At 72.9% G+C, this 16,649-nt stretch carries 20 protein-coding genes; 7 read left to right on the forward strand and 13 right to left on the reverse strand.

Annotated elements, in window-relative coordinates; all coding sequences use genetic code 11:
• On the reverse strand, positions 1 to 1,164 hold the full coding sequence (locus AC5WS8_RS27245; protein WP_496106121.1) for an exonuclease SbcCD subunit D: 1,164 nt from the start codon (positions 1,162 to 1,164) through the stop codon (positions 1 to 3).
• Positions 1,165 to 1,271: 107 nt separating this feature from the next.
• Entirely contained in the window at positions 1,272 to 1,898 is a 627-nt protein-coding gene (locus AC5WS8_RS27250) for a YigZ family protein (protein WP_496106122.1), read from the reverse strand.
• Positions 1,899 to 2,138: 240 nt separating this feature from the next.
• Here AC5WS8_RS27250 and AC5WS8_RS27255 point away from each other — a divergent pair, with 240 nt between their 5' ends.
• The gene (locus AC5WS8_RS27255) at positions 2,139 to 4,130 is read left to right on the forward strand and encodes an APC family permease (protein ID WP_496106123.1); all 1,992 of its coding nucleotides are present in this window, start codon (positions 2,139 to 2,141) and stop codon (positions 4,128 to 4,130) included.
• A gap of 7 nt (positions 4,131 to 4,137) precedes the next feature.
• Here the strand turns inward: AC5WS8_RS27255 and AC5WS8_RS27260 are convergent, their stop codons facing one another.
• Together AC5WS8_RS27260 and AC5WS8_RS27265 are read right to left on the reverse strand one after the other, a co-directional pair.
• Entirely contained in the window at positions 4,138 to 4,683 is a 546-nt protein-coding gene (locus AC5WS8_RS27260) for a SixA phosphatase family protein (protein WP_496106124.1), read from the reverse strand.
• Entirely contained in the window at positions 4,680 to 5,363 is a 684-nt protein-coding gene (locus AC5WS8_RS27265; RefSeq protein WP_496106125.1) for a hypothetical protein, read from the reverse strand. Before AC5WS8_RS27265 ends, AC5WS8_RS27260 begins: the two co-directional genes overlap by 4 nt.
• 166 nt (positions 5,364 to 5,529) lie before the next feature.
• Here AC5WS8_RS27265 and AC5WS8_RS27270 point away from each other — a divergent pair, with 166 nt between their 5' ends.
• Both AC5WS8_RS27270 and AC5WS8_RS27275 read left to right on the forward strand, forming a co-directional pair.
• Complete coding sequence (locus AC5WS8_RS27270; RefSeq protein ID WP_496106126.1) at positions 5,530 to 5,937, forward strand: CoA-binding protein; 408 nt, start codon at positions 5,530 to 5,532, stop codon at positions 5,935 to 5,937.
• 354 nt (positions 5,938 to 6,291) lie between these two features.
• The gene (locus AC5WS8_RS27275; RefSeq protein WP_496106127.1) at positions 6,292 to 6,474 is read left to right on the forward strand and encodes a hypothetical protein; all 183 of its coding nucleotides are present in this window, start codon (positions 6,292 to 6,294) and stop codon (positions 6,472 to 6,474) included.
• A 35-nt stretch (positions 6,475 to 6,509) separates the two neighbouring features.
• Here AC5WS8_RS27275 and AC5WS8_RS27280 read toward each other — a convergent pair whose 3' ends face one another.
• Positions 6,510 to 7,520: a cation diffusion facilitator family transporter gene (locus AC5WS8_RS27280; protein WP_496106128.1), complete on the reverse strand. Its 1,011-nt coding sequence runs from the start codon at positions 7,518 to 7,520 to the stop codon at positions 6,510 to 6,512.
• A gap of 226 nt (positions 7,521 to 7,746) precedes the next feature.
• The gene (locus tag AC5WS8_RS27285; protein ID WP_496106129.1) at positions 7,747 to 8,430 is read right to left on the reverse strand and encodes a TetR/AcrR family transcriptional regulator; all 684 of its coding nucleotides are present in this window, start codon (positions 8,428 to 8,430) and stop codon (positions 7,747 to 7,749) included.
• A gap of 148 nt (positions 8,431 to 8,578) precedes the next feature.
• On the opposite strand from AC5WS8_RS27285, the gene AC5WS8_RS27290 reads away from it, so the two are divergent.
• On the forward strand, positions 8,579 to 9,136 hold the full coding sequence (locus tag AC5WS8_RS27290; RefSeq protein ID WP_496106130.1) for an NAD(P)H-dependent oxidoreductase: 558 nt from the start codon (positions 8,579 to 8,581) through the stop codon (positions 9,134 to 9,136).
• 107 nt (positions 9,137 to 9,243) lie between these two features.
• Here AC5WS8_RS27290 and AC5WS8_RS27295 read toward each other — a convergent pair whose 3' ends face one another.
• Complete coding sequence (locus tag AC5WS8_RS27295; protein WP_496106131.1) at positions 9,244 to 9,633, reverse strand: ArsR/SmtB family transcription factor; 390 nt, start codon at positions 9,631 to 9,633, stop codon at positions 9,244 to 9,246.
• A 136-nt stretch (positions 9,634 to 9,769) separates the two neighbouring features.
• Between AC5WS8_RS27295 and AC5WS8_RS27300 the strand changes: the two genes are divergently transcribed.
• Entirely contained in the window at positions 9,770 to 10,885 is a 1,116-nt protein-coding gene (locus AC5WS8_RS27300; RefSeq protein ID WP_496106196.1) for a cation diffusion facilitator family transporter, read from the forward strand.
• Between the two features lie 14 nt (positions 10,886 to 10,899).
• On the opposite strand, the gene AC5WS8_RS27305 is transcribed toward AC5WS8_RS27300, so the two are convergent.
• Together AC5WS8_RS27305 and AC5WS8_RS27310 are read right to left on the reverse strand one after the other, a co-directional pair.
• A complete protein-coding gene (locus AC5WS8_RS27305; RefSeq protein WP_496106132.1) occupies positions 10,900 to 11,454 on the reverse strand; it encodes a YbaK/EbsC family protein in 555 nt (184 codons plus the stop codon).
• 43 nt (positions 11,455 to 11,497) lie between these two features.
• Entirely contained in the window at positions 11,498 to 12,070 is a 573-nt protein-coding gene (locus AC5WS8_RS27310) for a helix-turn-helix domain-containing protein (RefSeq protein ID WP_496106133.1), read from the reverse strand.
• A gap of 94 nt (positions 12,071 to 12,164) precedes the next feature.
• Here AC5WS8_RS27310 and AC5WS8_RS27315 point away from each other — a divergent pair, with 94 nt between their 5' ends.
• Positions 12,165 to 13,022 (forward strand): EamA family transporter, encoded by an 858-nt coding sequence (locus tag AC5WS8_RS27315; protein ID WP_496106134.1) that lies wholly within the window; start codon positions 12,165 to 12,167, stop codon positions 13,020 to 13,022.
• A 5-nt stretch (positions 13,023 to 13,027) separates the two neighbouring features.
• On the opposite strand, the gene AC5WS8_RS27320 is transcribed toward AC5WS8_RS27315, so the two are convergent.
• Positions 13,028 to 13,792, reverse strand: a complete 765-nt coding sequence (locus AC5WS8_RS27320; RefSeq protein ID WP_496106135.1) for an acyltransferase — start codon at positions 13,790 to 13,792, stop codon at positions 13,028 to 13,030.
• Between the two features lie 106 nt (positions 13,793 to 13,898).
• Here AC5WS8_RS27320 and AC5WS8_RS27325 point away from each other — a divergent pair, with 106 nt between their 5' ends.
• Positions 13,899 to 14,432 carry a gamma carbonic anhydrase family protein gene (locus tag AC5WS8_RS27325; protein ID WP_496106136.1) on the forward strand — a complete coding sequence of 178 codons (534 nt, stop codon included), beginning with the start codon at positions 13,899 to 13,901 and terminating at the stop codon, positions 14,430 to 14,432.
• Between the two features lie 3 nt (positions 14,433 to 14,435).
• On the opposite strand, the gene AC5WS8_RS27330 is transcribed toward AC5WS8_RS27325, so the two are convergent.
• The 3 genes from AC5WS8_RS27330 to AC5WS8_RS27340 all read right to left on the reverse strand — a co-directional run bounded on the left by AC5WS8_RS27330 (position 14,436) and on the right by AC5WS8_RS27340 (position 16,632).
• Entirely contained in the window at positions 14,436 to 15,086 is a 651-nt protein-coding gene (locus AC5WS8_RS27330) for a DedA family protein (RefSeq protein ID WP_496106197.1), read from the reverse strand.
• Positions 15,087 to 15,282: 196 nt separating this feature from the next.
• The gene (locus AC5WS8_RS27335) at positions 15,283 to 15,720 is read right to left on the reverse strand and encodes a DUF4442 domain-containing protein (RefSeq protein WP_496106198.1); all 438 of its coding nucleotides are present in this window, start codon (positions 15,718 to 15,720) and stop codon (positions 15,283 to 15,285) included.
• Positions 15,721 to 15,786: 66 nt separating this feature from the next.
• On the reverse strand, positions 15,787 to 16,632 hold the full coding sequence (locus tag AC5WS8_RS27340) for a spermidine synthase (protein WP_496106137.1): 846 nt from the start codon (positions 16,630 to 16,632) through the stop codon (positions 15,787 to 15,789).
• Between the last annotated feature and the right edge of the window lie 17 nt (positions 16,633 to 16,649).

Consider the following 16,649-nt stretch of genomic DNA (forward strand, 5'->3'; position numbering starts at 1 on the left):
TCACCGGGCGCCCTCCCTGACCGCCTGGTCGGCGCGCACCGCGTCGAACGCCTCCCGCAGCACGGCCCGTTCGCGCTCGTCGGGTCCCGCTCCGCGCACATGGGCCACGAAGTCCTCCGCGATCTGCTGGTCGGAGCGGCCCGCGAGCCTGCGCGCGTACGACACGCCGGACTCCTCGGGGCCGCGCTCGGGGTCGAAGACGAGGCTGAGGGTGTGCGGGAAGCGCTCGGTCAGCCGGGCCATGGGCTCGGCGGGCCGCACCGGGTCGGTGAGCGTGGCCTCCACCCACGCCTCCTCGTGCCGCGCCAGTTCCGGGTCCGCGAGCAGGTCCTCCAGATGGCCGCGGATCCGGGCGAGGGGCCGCGGCACCGGGCAGTCGACGCGCTCCGCCGCGACCGGGCCGTCGGCGCCGAGGTCGACCAGCCACATGCTCTTGCGGTGACCGGCCTCCGAGAAGGAGTACGGCAGCGGGGAGCCCGAGTAGCGCACCCGTTCGGTGAGGGTCTGGCTGCCGTGCAGATGTCCCAGCGCCACGTAGTCCACGCCGTCGAAGACACCGGCCGGCACCGACGCCACCCCACCGACCGTGATGTCCCGCTCGCTGTCGCTGGGTTCGCCTCCGGTGACGAAGGCGTGGGCGAGGACGACGGAACGGGTGCCCGGCGCACGGGCGGCGAGGTCGGCGCGGACCCGGCCCATGGCGGCCGCGAGCACCGCCTCGTGGCCCGCCTTCTCGACCCCGAACTCGTCCTTGACCAGGGCGGGTTCGAGATACGGCAGCCCGTAGAAGGCCACGTCCCCGTGTCCGTCGGCCAGCACGACGGGGGTTCCGCAGGCCGCGGGCTCGGTCCGCAGATGGATGCCCGCGCGGCCGATGAGGCCGGCACCGACGCCCAGGCGGCGAGCCGAGTCGTGGTTCCCGGAGATCATCACCGTGGGCACGCCCAGGCCGGCGAGGCGGTGCAGGGCGTCGTCGAACAGCTCGACCGCGGCGAGCGGCGGCACCGCCCGGTCGTACACGTCTCCCGACACCACGACCGCGTCCACACCGCGCTCGCGCACGGTGGTGACGAGGTGGGCGATGAACGCGGCCTGGGCGTCGAGCATGTTCACGCGGTGGAACGCCCGGCCCAGATGCCAGTCGGACGTGTGCAGCAGCCTCATGATCCCCGAGACTAACGGCCGGGTCTGACATCACGGGCGGTTGATCCGGTACCGGCCCGCGCAGGGCCCGCGCGACCCGACGGCCCGTCAGACATCCGGTTCGTCCGTCATGCGTCCCCGTACGCCTCTCCGCCCAGCTCCAACCGGGCCGTGCCCGCCGTCACATCGGCGAGCCACGCCCGGAACGCCTCGACGTCGGCGTCCGGCAGCCCCACCTCCATGGTGACGCGCTCGCCGTAGCGCACGTCCCGTACCGCACGGCCGGTGGCGCGCAGGTCGTTCTGCACCTTGCCCGCGCGCTGGTGGTCGACCGTCACCGTGGCGAGCCGGAAACGGCGGCGGGCGAGGGTGCCGACCGCGTCCAGGGCCTCGCCGACCGCTCCCCCGTACGCTCTGATGAGCCCGCCCGCGCCCAGCTTCACCCCCCCGTAGTAGCGGGTGACGACGGCGACGACGTACCGCATGTCGCGGCGCAGCAGCATCTGGAGCATGGGGACGCCCGCGGTACCTCCCGGTTCGCCGTCGTCGCTCGCCTTCTGGATCGCGGCGTCGGCGCCGATGACGTACGCGTAGCAGTTGTGGGTGGCGTCGGCGTGCTCCTTGCGGACGCCCGCGATGAATTCCTGCGCCTCCTCCTCGGTGGCGGCCGGGGCGAGCGCGCACAGGAAACGGGAACGGTTGACCTCGGTCTCGTGCACGCCCGCGCGGGCGACTGTGCGGTACTCGTCCTGCATCCCGCCAGCGTATGCGGCCCCCCGCCGGGTTCCGCGGGCGGGCCCGTGCCCGCCGCCGCCCACGCCACGCGCGCGTGGCGCTCGTCGCGGGCGTGCGGAAGGCCCGCGCGGGTGGCGGCCTCCGGGCCACCCGCACGGGCGTGTCCCGGGCATTCGCCCCAGGCGTCCGGGCACACCACCCCGTAGTGGATACTCACTCGTCGTTGTCCGACCGCCCGACGATCGCAGGGAGAGCACCGCATGACCGGCACCCAGGTGGAGAGCCCGGACGCCGCCGAGCCCGGCCCTTCACGGCCCTCCGCCGCCGCGCCCCGGTTCCGGGCCTGGCTCCTGGAGGGCCTGAGCGAGCGCGCGGCCCGGCATCCGGGCCCGCACGCCACCCGGGACGACGGACACGAGGGCCACGCCTGGTGGCGGGTGATGTGCCTGACCGGCGTGGACTACTTCTCCACCCTCGGCTACCAGCCCGGGATCGCCGCGCTCGCGGCCGGGCTCCTGTCGCCGCTCGCCACGCTCGTGCTGATCGCGCTGACCCTGTTCGGCGCGCTGCCGGTGTACCGGAGGGTGGCCCACGAGTCCCCGCACGGCGAGGGCTCGATCGCCATGCTGGAGCGGCTGCTGCCGTGGTGGGCGGGGAAGGTCTTCGTCCTCGTGCTCCTCGGCTTCGCGGCCACCGACTTCCTGATCACGATGACGCTGTCGGCCGCGGACGCCGCCGCCCACGTCGTGGAGAACCCCTTCGCTCCGCGCTGGACGGACGGCGGCAACACCTGGATCACCCTGCTCCTGCTCGCCGCGCTCGGCGCCGTGTTCCTGAAGGGCTTCAAGGAGGCCATCGGCATCGCGGTCGCGGTCGTGGCCACGTACCTCGCGCTCAACGTCGTCGTGATCGCCGTCTCGGCCTGGGAAGTGCTCAGTCAACCGGTGCGCGTCGGCGACTGGACGCACGCGATGACCGCCCAGCACTCCTCGCCGCTGGCGATGATCGGGGTCGCGCTGCTCGTGTTCCCGAAGCTGGCGCTCGGCATGTCCGGCTTCGAGACGGGGGTGGCGGTGATGCCCCAGGTCAAGGGGGACGCGACGGACACCTACGCGAATCCGGCCGGCCGGGTGCGCGACACCCGCAAACTGCTCACCACGGCCGCCGTGATCATGAGCTGTCTGCTCCTGCTGTCCAGTCTGGCGACCACGATCCTGATCCCGCAGGACGCGTTCGAGAGCGGTGGCCCGGCCAACGGGCGCGCGCTCGCCTATCTCGCGCACGAGCACCTGGGCGGTGCCTTCGGCACGGTCTACGACATCTCGACGATCGCGATCCTGTGGTTCGCGGGCGCCTCCGCGATGGCCGGCCTGCTCAACCTGGTGCCGCGCTATCTGCCGCGCTACGGCATGGCCCCCGAGTGGACCCGCGCCGTCCGGCCCCTCGTGCTGGTCTTCATGGCGGCCGCGGTCCTCATCACACTGTGGTTCCACGCGAACGTCGACGACCAGAGCGGCGCGTACGCGACGGGGGTGCTCGTGCTGATGCTCTCCGCGGCGTTCGCCTCGACGGTCGCCGTGCACCGGCACGGTCACCGGGCCGCCGCGCTCGGCTTCGGCACGATCACCGCCGTACTCGCGTACACGCTCGTCACCAACGTGATCGAGCGGCCCGACGGCATCAAGATCGCGCTGATCTTCATCGTGGCGATCCTCGGCACCTCGTTCGCCTCGCGCGTGCACCGCGCCTTCGAGCTGCGGGCGGCGACGGTCACCTTCGACGAGGCGGCCGCCCGGCTGATCGACGAGGCCGCGGCGAGCGGGCCGCTGCTGCTGATCGCCAACGAGCCGCAGGAGCACAGCACCGGGGAGTACCGCGCCAAGGAGTCCAGCCAGCGGGAGCAGACGCACGTCCCGGACGGGCGGCCGGTGCTCTTCCTGGAGGTCTTCGTCACCGACTCCTCGGACTTCACCGCCGATCTGACGGTCCACGGCGACGCGAAGCACGGGGTGCGCAGGCTGCGCGTCGAGGGCGCGACCGTGCCCAACACCATCGCGGCGGTCCTGATGGAGCTGCGCGACCGCACCGGCCAGGTGCCGCACGCCTACTTCAACTGGACCGAGGGCGCCCCTTTCAGCCACCTGCTGCGCTTCCTGGTGTTCGGGGACGGCGAGGTCGCCCCGGTCACGCGGGAGGTGCTGCGCCGTGCGGAGCCCGACCCGGAGCGGCGCCCCCGGATCCACGTCGGCTGAGCGCGTCCTACGCCGGCTTCCTCCCGCGCGCCACGACCACGTCCGTGAGGAGCGCCGCGCCGGGGGCCAGCGCCTCCCAGGAGGGACCGTGCCAGGCGAGAACGGCGATGGCCGCCGTGGGGAACTTGGTGTGGACCCGCTCGAGTGTGTCGTCCAGACCGTCCCCGGCGAGTTCCAGCACCAGCCCGGCGAGCCCCGGGTTGTGGCCGATCAGCAGCAACGTCCGCACGGCGGCGGGCACTTCGTGCACGGCGTCCAGCAGATCGGGTACGTCGGCGGCGTACAGCCGTCGCTGGAGCCGTACGGGCGGCGGCGTGCCCCACTGGGCCGAGGCCAGCTCCCAGGTCTGGCGGGCGCGGACGGCGGTCGAGCACAGGGCGAGGTCGGGCAGCCAGTCGGCCTCGGCGAGCGCGCGCCCGGCGGCCGGGGCGTCCCGGCGGCCGCGCCCCGCAAGCGGCCGTTCGTGGTCGGGGACGTCCTCGGGCCAGGCGGACTTGGCGTGCCGCAGCACGACGAGCCTGCGCAGCGGCCCCTTCCCGGCCGAGGCGCTCACGTCCAGCTGCCGATCTCACGGGTGAGGTCGAGCCCGAGCAGCCGGTCGGCGTAGGCATACGTCTCGAAGCGCGCCCCGTCCGGCACGTCGTGGGCGTTCTCCACACACCGCAGGACGTCCAGGACGGCGGGGACGTCGAGATCGTCCTCCCAGGCGGTGCGCAGCTCCTGCCGCACCTGTTCGGGGATCGGCTTGGAGGGGCGGGTCGCCCAGGCGGCGACGGCCTTGCGCCAGCGGAGCACCGTGTCCTGAGCCTCGGTGAGGGTGGCCGCATCGAGGTCGGCGGGTTGCCGGCGGGGGCGGGCGAGCAGGGCGAGGCGTACCGCCGACGGCGTCGCGGCGGTGTCGGCGGGGCCGGTCGCGGGGGCGACCTCGACGCGCACCCCGTCGGGCGCGACGCCCCGCGCCCCGACCACGTGCAGTACCCGACCGATGTCCGGTGCTTCCGCCTCCGCGCGGCGGATGCCGAGGTCGTCGGCGCGTTCCCGGAGCGCGGCGGGCGGTGCGCCCACCGTCATGACGGGTGTTCCGCCGAGCTCCAGGGCCCTGGCCAGCACGTCGGCCACCAGCAGGACCCGCAGCGCGGAAGTGTCGGCTCCGGCCGGGTGCGCGTGGACCCGGACCAGGCCCGGACGGACGTCGGTGGGCTCGCCGCTGCGGGCGTCGATGATTCGGAGCACGAGGCGAGCGTAGGCGGGCGAGGCGCCCGGCGCAGCCGAGCGCATCTCGTTCCGGACGGCCCGCGCGGTCGGCCTCTCCGGGGAATCAGACCCTCTGACCGGCTGTTGGCGCCCACAGCAGGCGGCGCGGGACTGCCGTGCCGCGGGACGTCGAAGGGAACCGGGCGTGTACGGCGACTCAGCAACGATCCGCACGATCCTCACCGAGCTGGGCGACACCTGGGCGGTCGTGGGGCTGTCCACCAACCGGCGCCGGCCGGCCTACGGGGTCGCGGCCGTCCTGCAGCGCTTCGGCAAGCGCGTCGTGCCGGTCCATCCCAAGGCCGAGACGGTCCACGGCGAGCAGGGTTACCCGTCGCTGGAGGCGATTCCGTTCCCGGTCGACGTCGTCGACGTCTTCGTCAACAGCGACCTGGCGGGCCCGGTCGCCGACGAAGCGGTCGCGATCGGCGCCAAGGCCGTCTGGTTCCAGCTGGGGGTCATCGACGAGCAGGCGTACGAGCGCACGCGCGCGGCGGGCCTGGAGATGGTCATGGACCGCTGCCCCGCCATCGAGATCCCTTCCCTCCGCTGAGGTGGGAGGACCGGCCGACGGGCCGGGGGCCGCGAGGGTGAACCGGCGCGCGTGTCACCCGGGTTCGTGCTGTCCTCCCGGATATCTTGGGACGACGAAGTAACCGGTCGGGCGGCGGCGAGGAGTTCCGCCCCGCCTCCGCCGACGTCGACGAGACCGAACCGCTCAGGGTGCCGAGCTGCTCGACGTACGGCCCCCTCACCTTCGATGGGGACCGGCGCACGGGCGACAGCGGCCCGGCGCCGCCGACCCGCACAAAGCACCACGGAGATCGATCGACCTGCCTTCGTCGAGGGGCTTCGCGCCCTGCCGGAGTCTCTCGGACGCAGCGGCTGGGAATGTCCGGGAGGCGCTATGTGGTCCGTAATGGAGCAGGTGGCCGTGGCCGCCCCTCAGCTCTTCGTCTACGCCGTCGGCCTCTTCGTCGCCATGATCCTTCTGTCGCTCGCCATCAGTCTGCGGCAGGCGGAGGCGTCGCAGCGCCCCGAGATCATCAGGGCGCTCGCGGATCTGATGGCGTTCTGGAAGAAGAGGTGAGCCACCCCTCCCCCGGCTCGGCGAAGGCGTCCGCGTCAGTGGTGGTGAGGTTCCTCCCGGTGCACGGGGCCGTGCGGGGCGTCGCAGTGCGCGGCTTCGTCCGCGGCGCTCAGGTCGCCGGGCAGGACCACCTGCAGGACCTGTTCGGGGGCGTGATCGACCTGGAGGGTGGTGTGGGTGATGCGGTAGTCGTGGCGCAGCACCTCCTCCAGGTCGCGGCGCACGGCGTGGCAGTCGCCGCCGGGTTCGACCAGGACGTGGGCGGACAGGGCGGCCTGGCCGGAGGTGATCTGCCAGACATGCAGGTCGTGCACCTCGACGACGTCGGGCCGGGCGACGAGCCGGTCGCCGAGCGCGTCCGGGTCGACGTCGGCGGGCGCGGCCTCCAGGAAGATACGGCCGGAGTCGCGCAGCAGCCCGTACGCGGCCTTCACCATCAGCGCGACGACCACCAGTGTGGCGATCGGGTCGGCGCGCCGGAAGCCCGTCAGGACGACGACGAGCGCGGCGATGGCGGTTCCGATGAAGGCGAACAGGTCGTTCAGCACGTGCTGATAGGCGCCCTCGACGTTCAGCGAGGTGCGGTTGGCCCTGGAGATGCAGAAGGTCGCGGCCACGTTCACGACGATCCCGGTGAGCGCGGTGGCCAGCATGAGCCCGCCTGCCACCTGGGGCGGCGCGATCAGGCGCCGTACGGCCTCGTAGGCCAGCCAGGCGCCCAGTAGAAGCAGGGTCAGTCCGTTGGCCTGGGCGGAGAGGATCTCGGCGCGCTTGAGTCCGTAGGTGAAGCCGCCGCGGGCCGGGCGGGCGGCCAGCCGCATCGCGATGAGGGCGAGCACGATGGAGGCGGCGTCGGTGAGCATGTGGGCCGCGTCGGAGATCAGCGCCAGGGAGCCGGCGACGATGCCGACGGCCACCTCGGCCGCCATGAACACGGCGATCAGGCCGAGCGCGAGGGCCAGCCAGCGGCGGTCGGCATCCGCCGACACTCCGTGGGAGTGCCCGGAATGGCCCTCCGGGCCGTGCTCATGACGGTGGCCGCTCATGTGGTCCGCCCTCCCCCTCGCATCAGGTGTCCTGACGGCAGTGAAACCCATGGCCGCGTCCCAGAGCAAAGGCTGCACCGGTGACCGTTGTCATGTCCGATAATAAGCCGCTGACCTGCTCAAACGTTACGGCGCCGACAGGCGGGCGGAGTGGCGCCGGGCGTACTCCAGCAGTCGCGTTCCTCGATGCCCCGAACGGGACGCGGGCACAGCGCCCGGCGGGGCGTCAGTCCGCGCGTCCGCTGCCGCATCGGTGCGTGTACCGGTCCACGAGGTCGCACCAGCCGGCCCCGACCCGCTCCAGGGACATACCGCGGCGGGTCAGCAGGTGGTCGACGAGCGCCGTGTCCAGGTACCCGAGCAGCGTGTGCGCGACGAGCTCCGTGTCGCCGTCCGCCCGTGCCTCGCGCAGGAGCACGCGGACATGAACCAGCCGGACCTGGTACGGCGGAGTCGCGCGCTGCCGGTTGGCGTCCATGTGGGCGGCGAGATAGAGATCCCGGTTGGCGTGCTCATGACCGATGACGGCCGAACCGAACGCGTGCAGCCGCTCGCGGGCGGGGGCGCCGGGGCCGAGCGGCGGCGGCCCGGAGAGGAAGGCGGCCTGGAGCTTCTCCTCGTGATGGCTGAGCAGTTCGGCCATCAGGCCCAGACGATCGCCGAACCGTCGGAACACCGTGCCCTTGCCGACGCCCGCCCCGCAGGCGATGTCCTCCATGGTCACGTTCGCGATGCCGCGCTCCGCGGCCAGGCGGGCGGCCACCTCCAGCAGTCGCGTGCGGTTGCGCGCGGCGTCGGCGCGCAACCGGGCCGTCTCGCCGGTGGGCATGAGGGCGAGGTCGGTCGGCCTGTCGACATCGACAGGGGGTGGCCGAAGGGGCTGGGGAAGAGGCGGGAGCGGCTCGGTCATGACACCAGATTAGCGCCGGGGGAAGACAATCGGACCCCGGTCCGTTTAGGGTGACGGAAGAACTGGACCGCGGTCCGGTTACAGTGGTACAACATTCAACGGACTTCCCCGGTCCGCTTGCCTGATCACACATTCCGGGAGTTATGTCATGTCCGTACGCATCCTCGCCCTCGTCGGCAGCCTTCGTGCCGGTTCCCACAACCGCCAGCTCGCCGAGGCCGCGGTGAAGCACGCCCCCGAGGGCGTCGAGGTGGTGCTTCACGAGGGCCTGGGCCAGGTGCCCTTCTACAACGAGGACATCGACGTCGAGGGCACCGTTCCCGAGGCCGCGACCGCGCTGCGCACCGCAGCCGCCCAGGCCGACGCGCTGCTTCTCTTCTCGCCCGAGTACAACGGAACCATCCCCGCCGTCCTGAAGAACGCGATCGACTGGCTGTCCCGTCCGTACGGTGCCGGCGCACTGACCGGCAAGCCGGTCGCCGTCGTGGGCACCGCCTTCGGCCAGCACGGCGGCGTGTGGGCGCAGGACGAGACCCGCAAGGCCGTGGGCATCGCCGGCGCCCAGGTCGTCGAGGACGCCAAGCTGTCCATCCCCGGCTCCATGACCCGCTTCGCCGAGACCCACCCGGCGGACGACGCCGAGGTCGTCGAGGGCCTGGCCAAGGTCATCGACCAGCTCTCGCAGGCCAAGCCGGTCGCCGCCTGACCTCCCGCACCCCGGGCCGCACACCGGTCCGCGCACGGTGACACGGCTGTGGGCCAGGACCGAGGAGGCCCTGGCCCACAGCCGTGCGCGGACGCCGAACCGGCACCTCAGTCGTGTGCCGGACGGTCGGCGAGGCGGTGGTCGGCCAGGTTGAGCGCCTCGTTCACGACCCGGCGCAGATGGCCGTCACGCAGCGAGTAGATCACGCGGCGGCCTTCCTTGCGGGTGTCGACCAGACCCGCCAGCCGCAGCCGCGCCAGGTGCTGACTGACGGCGGGCCGGGCCGCCCCGCACGCCTCGGTGAGCGTCGAGACGTCGGCCTCGCCGCCGCTCAGGGCGTGCAGCAGGGTGAGGCGGGTGCGGTCGCCCAGCAGCGCCAGCAGCTCGGCGGCCAGCGCGAACTGCTCCTCGCCCGGCGTTCGGGGATGGTCGTCGGCCACGCCGTCCGTGCGCGGCTGCGCACCGTGTGCAGATGAAAGGTGCATGCGTGCGCTCATACGCACATAATGGCTTCCTGGACGGCTACTCGTCCACTGCCGCGTGCGGAAGGGGCCTTGGATGAGACACGAGCACATGGGGCACGAACACATGGGCAGCGGGCACCGGACCCACGAGCACACAGGCCAGAGGCACATGGCGCACGAGCACGTGGGGCATGAGCACGTGGCACACGCGCACGGCCGGGAGCCTGCGATCGAGGGCCACACCCACCCCCATGACCACCCGCATCCGCACCCCGGTCGGCAGGACCACGACCATCCGCACGGCCGGCTCTCCCGCCTCCGCCACCTCCTCACCCCGCACTCGCACGAGACCGCCGACAAGCTCGACGCGGCACTGGAGTCCTCGGCGCACGGGCTGCGGGCGTTGTGGATGTCACTTGGCGTGCTGGGGGCGACGGCACTGGCACAGGCGGCGGTGGTCGTGCTCTCCGGTTCGGTGGCGCTGCTCGGCGACACCGTGCACAACGCGGCCGACGCGCTGACCGCCGTACCGCTCGGCATCGCGTTCGTCCTCGGCCGTCGTGCGGCCACGCGCCGCTTCACCTACGGGTACGGCCGCGCCGAGGACCTCGCCGGCATCGTGGTCGTACTGACGATCGCCGCCTCCGCCGCCTTCGCCGCCTGGACGGCGGTGGCACGACTGATGGACCCGCGACCCCTGCACCAGATCCCGGCGGTGGCCGCCGCGGCCGTCGTCGGTTTCGCGGGCAACGAATGGGTCGCCCGTCACCGCATCCGGGTGGGCCGTGCGATCGGCTCGGCCGCGCTGGTCGCGGACGGGCTCCACGCACGCACGGACGGGTTCACCTCGCTGGCGGTGCTGGTGGGCGCGGGCGGCGCGGCGCTCGGGTGGCAGCTCGCCGACCCGGCGGTGGGGCTCGCGATCACGGCCGCGATCGTGCTGGTGCTGCGGGACGCGGCGCGCGAGGTGTTCCGGCGGGTGCTGGACGCCGTCGACCCGGCCCTGGTGGACCGGGCGGAGCAGGCGCTGAAGGAGGTGCCGGGTGTGCGAGCGGTGGGCGAACTGCGGCTGCGCTGGATCGGGCACCGGCTGCGCGCCGAGGTGGCGGTCGTGGTCGACGGCGAGGTGAGCGTGCGGCAGGCGCACGCCATCGCGGTCGAGGCCGAGCACGCCCTGCTGCACGTGGTACCGAGGCTCACCGCGGCCCTGGTGCACGCGGACCCGGCCCCGGCTCCGGGCGAGACGGACCCGCACCTGGCCCTGGCCCACCACACCCGGAGTTGACCCGGGCTCCGCGGTCAGACGCCCAGGCCCTCCAGCACCACCGCGTTCGGCAGTTCCGCGAACGCCTTGCCCGGCACCAGCAGCTTGCCTCGGCGCCGGCCGCTGCCGACCAGGGCGTACGACAGGTCGACGACCCGGGAGTCCACCAGTACCGGCCAGCCGTCGGGGAGTCCGATCGGTGTGATGCCGCCGTATTCCATGCCGGTCTCGCCCGTGGCCACGTCCATGGGGGCGAACGAGGCCTTGCGGGCGCCGAGCCGGCGGCGGACCACCCCGTTCACGTCGGCCCGGGTGGCGGAGAGCACCACGCATGCGGCCAGGGTCGTCTCGCCGCCGCGCCTGCCCGCGACCACGACGCAGTTGGCGGACCGGTCGAGCAGTTCCTCGCCGTAGTGCTCGAGGAAGGTCGCCGTGTCGGCCCACTCGGGCTCGGTGTCGACGTACACGATCTGCTCGGCGGGCACGGTGCCGCTCCAGTGACGCAGGGCGTCGGCGACGGGAGCGGCGAGCCCGTCGAGGCACTCGGGGGCCGGGGTCGCGTGGTCGAAGTCTCCGATGGGTGCGCGCATGACGGCACGCTAACAGCGGTACACCGCCGGCCTGCCGGGCGTCTCAGCGCACGGGCGGCACCGAGACCGCCATCACCATCTCCATCGGGACGTCCCCGTCGTTGGCGTACGTGTGCGGGGTGCCGGCTTCGAAGGAGGCGCTGGCACCGGTGGGAACCCGGTGGTCGACGCCGTCGACGGTGAGGGTCAGCTCACCCGTGGTGACATGGACGAGCTCCACCGTGCCGGGAGGGTGCGGGTCCGATGGGCTGCGGTCCCCGGGCATCAGCCGCCAGTCCCACATCTCCAGCGGTCCGGGGGCCTCGGTGCCGGCGAGGAGGCGGTTGTAGCTGCCCGCGTCGGTGTGCCACAGGCGCACGGCCTGCTCGGCCGGGACGATTCGGACCGTGGGTCCCTGCTCGTAGTCGAGCAGCGTGGTGATGCTGACGCCGAGCGCGTCGCCGATCTTGACGACCGTGCCGATGCTCGGGTTGGTGCGGGCCTGCTCGATCTGGATGAGCATGCCGCGGCTGACTCCGGCGCGGGCGGCCAGCGCGTCCAGCGTGAAGCCGCGTTCGGTGCGCCACCGTTTGACGTTGCGCGCCAGGGACTGGGTCAGCAGGTCGAGGTCCGACACATTCCGTCCAATATTGTGTATGACAGGGTTGAACAAATTGAACTATGGTGAGGTGCACCTGATCGTTCACTGAACTGTACTGCGAGGCCGTTCCATGACAGCACTCTTCGCCCTGGCCACGAGCCTTCTGTGGGGTCTGGCCGACTTCGGCGGCGGGCTGCTGACGCGGCGGATGCCGGCGCTGACGGTGGTCGTCGTCTCGCAGTCGATCGCCGCGGTCGTGCTGGGCGCGATCGTGGTGGCCACGGCCGGCTGGAGCGAGGCGGGGCCGCGGCTGTGGTTCGCGCTCGCCGCGGGCCTGGTCGGCCCGGTCGCACTGCTCGCCTTCTACAAGGCGCTCGCTCTCGGCCCGATGGGCGTGGTCTCCCCGCTCGCCACCCTGAGCGTGACGGTCCCCGTCGGCGTGGGCCTCGTGCTCGGCGAGCGCCCCGGGCTGCTGCAGGTGGCGGGCATCCTGGTCGCCGTCGCCGGGGTCGTGCTCGCGGGCGGCCCCCAGCTCAGGGGGGCGCCGGTGCAGCGGCAGGCGATCTGGCTGACGCTGGTGGCGGCGCTCGGCTTCGGCACGGTGTTCGCTCTGATCACGGAGGCGTCCACCACGGTCACCGGACTGTTCCTGGCACTCTTCGTGCAACGCGCGGCCAACGTCGCCGGAGGCGGAGCCGCCCTGTACGCGGCCCTGCGCAGGGGCGCCCCGACGCTCTCCGGCGAGGGCGCCCTCCGGCGCTCCCTGCCCGCGCTCGCCTTCGTGGGCCTGGCCGACGTGGCGGCCAACGGCACGTACGCGATCGCCGCCCAGCGCGGCCCGATCACGGTGGCCGCGGTGCTCGCCTCGCTCTACCCGGTGATCACGGCGCTCGCCGCACGCGGCTTTCTCAGCGAACGGCTGCGCGCCGTGCAGACGGCGGGCGCGGGCCTGGCCGTGGTGGGCACGGTTCTGCTCGCCACCGGCTGAGAGCTTCAGGCCTCGGCCTCCAGCTCGGCGAGCCGGGCGATGTCCTCCTGGTCCAGTCGGGCCAGCGCCTGCAGCTGCTCCGGCGTGACGTCGTCCGGGATCGGGACCGGGGCCGGGGTCCGCAGCGGGGGTTGCCAGCCGGCCTCGGGCGTCCAGCGGCGTACGACCCGCGCCGGGGCCCCCGCCACCACCGCGCGGTCAGGGACGACACCCCGGACCACCGCCCCGGCCGCCACCACCACGTTCCGCCCGATCCGTGCGCCCGGCAGGATCACCGCTCCGGTGCCGATCCAGCAGCCGGGCCCGATCTCCACCGGTTCCATCCGGGGCCACTGCTTCCCGATGGGCTCATGGGGATCGTCGTAGGAGTGGTTGGTGGAGGTCACGTAGACGTATGGGCCGAAGTAGCAGTCGCTGCCGATCGTGACGGAGGTGTCGGCGATGACATGGCTGCCCCGGCCCAGGACCACACCGTCACCGAGGCGCAGGATCGGGTCCGGGCCGAGGTCGAGGTCCGGCATGAGCCCGGCGGTCAGCGTGACCTGCTCGCCGATGATGCAGTGGGAGCCCAGGTGGATCCAGGGTTCGCCGAAGACCGTGCCGAGCGGGAAGGCGAGTCTGGTACCTGTTCCCATCGCTCCGAAGCGGAAGCGCCCGGGGTGCTCCGCCGTCACCGAACCCGTGCGTTGCATCCACGCCCAGCCCGCGTGGACGGCGCGCTGCGCGAGGCCGCGACGCCATGATGAGAACGTGTTCCTGCTCCTGAGCACCCGCTTACCGTAATCGGCCGGCCGTGCGGCCGGGCGTCCGGGCGCCTGTGATCTTCGCCCCACCGATGACGTACCGTGCCGGTGTACCCACCAGGAGGAGACGGCCATGACGCAGAAGGCGCTGACAGCGGGGATCGGCGGCAGGGATCCCAGGGTGGATCGGGAGGCGTTCGTGTCCCCCACGTCGGTGGTGATCGGGGACGTGACGCTGCACGCGGGCGCGAGCGTCTGGTACGGGGCGGTACTGCGCGGCGACGTCGAGCGGATCACCGTCGGCGCGAGCAGCAACGTCCAGGACAACTGCACCCTGCACGCCGACCCGGGCTTCCCGGTCACCGTCGGCGAACGGGTCTCCATCGGGCACAACGCGGTCGTCCACGGGGCGACCGTCGAGGACGACTGCCTGATCGGCATGGGCGCCACCGTCCTCAACGGCGCGGTGATCGGCGCGGGCTCCCTGGTCGCCGCCCAGGCCCTGGTTCCGCAGGGCATGCGGGTGCCCCCGGGCTCACTGGTGGCGGGCGTGCCCGCGAAGGTCAAGCGCGAGCTGACCGCCGAGGAGCGGGAGGTCGTCACACTGAACGGCACGATGTACGCGGACCTGGCGCGGGCGCACCGCGAGGTGCACGAGGAGCGGTGAGCCTCACTCCGAGGCCGGCACGGTCTCCGGTTCCGTCTCCTGTGCCTCTCCGACCGCCCTGCCGGCCTTGCGCTTCACGATCAGCATCGAGGCCAGGCCGATCAGCACCGCCGCCACCAGTCCGAGGTAGGAGAACTGCTTCAGCCAGGACTCGGCGACGACACCCACGTAGTAGACGACCGCCGTCGTGCCGCCCGCCCAGACGACGCCGCCCAGGAAGTTGGCGATCAGGAACTTCCAGTACGGCATCCCCAGCACACCGGCGAGCGGCCCGGCGAAGATCCGGAGCAGGGCGACGAACCGGCCGAAGAAGACCGCCCACATGCCCCACTTCTCGAAGGACCGCTCGGCGGTCGCGACATGGCCCTCGCTGAAGTGCCTGGGGAACTTCCTCCCGAGCCACGCCAGCAGCGGCCGTCCGCCCTTGCGGCCGATCGCGTAGCCGATGGAGTCGCCGACGACGGCTCCGAGGCTCGCGCAGGCCCCGAGGACCACCGGGTTGACGGAACCGTGCCGGGAGGACAGCAGGGCCGCCGACACCAGGACGATCTCGCCCGGCAGCGGGACGCCCAGGCTCTCCAGACCGATGACCAGGGTCACCACGGCGTAGACGGCGACCGCGGGGACCGTGTCGAGCCACTCCTGGACGTGCACCGCCGGTTCCTCCCGCTTCGCGTCCCTGCCTTCACGGCGTGCGCGCACCGGGCGGGCACCGCACACCCCGTGAAGCCTACCGGTTCAGCCGGCCGTGCCGCCGTCCCGGAGGTCGCACCGGCGGCGCGACGACACCGCCTGCTCCGCGTTCAGCGGTGGCTCGGCCCCCGGTGCCCCGGCGGCCGGTACGGCGCGGTCAGCCGTTCGGCCGCAGGGTCCACACCACCCGCATCTCCCCGGTGACGGCTCCGTCCTCGCGCTGGATGGCGACGGCGACGGGGAACTCGGGGCGCAGGCCGGCGTCCAGTTCGGCGACGACCTCGGCGGCGGGGCGGCCGAGCGTGGCGGTCGCGGTGACCGGGCCCATCGCCAGCTTCTTGTAGGCGATCTCGGCGCTGACGGCGAGCGGTACGGCCCGCGACAGCTGTTCCCCGAACGCGGCCAGCACGATCGCGCCACTCGCCGACTCCCCGAGCGTGAACATCGCTCCGGCGTGCGGCCCGCCGACATGGTTGTGGAAGTCGCTCCGGTCCGGCAGGGCCACCACGGCCTTCTCCGGCGTGGTCTCGAGGAACTCCAGGTTGAGGGTCCTGGCCATCGGCACCGTGGCGGCGAGCATCTCGCCGATCGACATCTGGTCTGCGCTCATGAGGCGGAATGTTACCCGTGAGTAGCGACTGCTGGAAGAGGCCGGATCCGGTCAGCCGATGCTGAAGGCGCCGTCGGGAGGTTCGGGCGACGGGACGGCGTTCTCGTCACGCACCGCCTCCGCGCCGCCGATGAAGTCCCGGAGCGCCGCGCCGTGTTCGACGCGGGCCGGGAACGCGTCCGCGGCGGACCGGCGGGCCAGCGGAGCCGTGTCCAGGGGCCGGTGTGCGGCGATGAGCACGGCGTTGCCGAAGCGGCGGCCGCGCAGGACGGCCGGTTCGGCGATCAGCACCAGTTCCTGGAACAACGCCGCGAACGTGGCGAGTTGGGAGCGCAGGAAGGCGAAGGGCGCGGCGTCGGCGAGGTTCGCCAGATAGACGCCGTCCGGGCGCAGCACCCGCTCGGCGGCGCGTGCGTACGCCACCGTCGTCAGGTGGGCGGGGACACGGGAGCCGCCGAAGACGTCCGCGATCACGATGTCCGCCGAGGACGGCGGGGCGGCCTCCAGCCAGGCGCGGGCGTCGGCCGCGTGCAGGGCGACGCCGGAGCCGGCGGGCAGCGGCAGGTGCTCCACGACGAGGTCCAGCAGGCCCCGGTCGGCCTCCACCACATCCTGCCGTGAGCCGGGCCTGGTCGCGGCGACATAGCGCGGGAGCGTGAGCGCGCCCCCGCCGAGGTGGACCACGTCCAGCGCCCGACCGGGCTCCGCGGCCGTGTCCAGCACATGGCCGAGCCGTCGCGCGTACTCGAACTCCAGGTGTGCCGGGGCGTCCAGATCGACGTACGACTGCGGCGCCCCGTCGACCGTGAGGAGCCAGGCCCGCCCACGATCGACGTCGGGCATCAGCTTGGCGGTGCCGTGGTCGGTGGTACGGGTGACGGGTATGGGCTCGCTCACGGCTCCATTGTGCGGGT

It is taken from the genome of Streptomyces sp. PTL18 (genome assembly GCF_059510295.1).

Excerpts from the sequence above, each read along its gene's own strand:
- AC5WS8_RS27325 (WP_496106136.1), top strand. The coding sequence starts at position 13,899 with ATGACGCAGAAGGCGCTGACAGCGGGGATCGGCGGCAGGGATCCCAGG.
- AC5WS8_RS27300 (WP_496106196.1), top strand. The coding sequence starts at position 9,770 with ATGGCGCACGAGCACGTGGGGCATGAGCACGTGGCACACGCGCACGGC.
- AC5WS8_RS27315 (WP_496106134.1), top strand. The coding sequence starts at position 12,165 with ATGACAGCACTCTTCGCCCTGGCCACGAGCCTTCTGTGGGGTCTGGCC.
- AC5WS8_RS27305 (WP_496106132.1), bottom strand. The coding sequence starts at position 11,454 with ATGCGCGCACCCATCGGAGACTTCGACCACGCGACCCCGGCCCCCGAG.
- AC5WS8_RS27335 (WP_496106198.1), bottom strand. The coding sequence starts at position 15,720 with ATGTCGATCGGCGAGATGCTCGCCGCCACGGTGCCGATGGCCAGGACC.
- AC5WS8_RS27250 (WP_496106122.1), bottom strand. The coding sequence starts at position 1,898 with ATGCAGGACGAGTACCGCACAGTCGCCCGCGCGGGCGTGCACGAGACC.
- AC5WS8_RS27275 (WP_496106127.1), top strand. The coding sequence starts at position 6,292 with ATGTGGTCCGTAATGGAGCAGGTGGCCGTGGCCGCCCCTCAGCTCTTC.
- AC5WS8_RS27280 (WP_496106128.1), bottom strand. The coding sequence starts at position 7,520 with ATGAGCGGCCACCGTCATGAGCACGGCCCGGAGGGCCATTCCGGGCAC.
- AC5WS8_RS27285 (WP_496106129.1), bottom strand. The coding sequence starts at position 8,430 with ATGACCGAGCCGCTCCCGCCTCTTCCCCAGCCCCTTCGGCCACCCCCT.
- AC5WS8_RS27295 (WP_496106131.1), bottom strand. The coding sequence starts at position 9,633 with ATGAGCGCACGCATGCACCTTTCATCTGCACACGGTGCGCAGCCGCGC.
- AC5WS8_RS27255 (WP_496106123.1), top strand. The coding sequence starts at position 2,139 with ATGACCGGCACCCAGGTGGAGAGCCCGGACGCCGCCGAGCCCGGCCCT.
- AC5WS8_RS27290 (WP_496106130.1), top strand. The coding sequence starts at position 8,579 with ATGTCCGTACGCATCCTCGCCCTCGTCGGCAGCCTTCGTGCCGGTTCC.
- AC5WS8_RS27245 (WP_496106121.1), bottom strand. The coding sequence starts at position 1,164 with ATGAGGCTGCTGCACACGTCCGACTGGCATCTGGGCCGGGCGTTCCAC.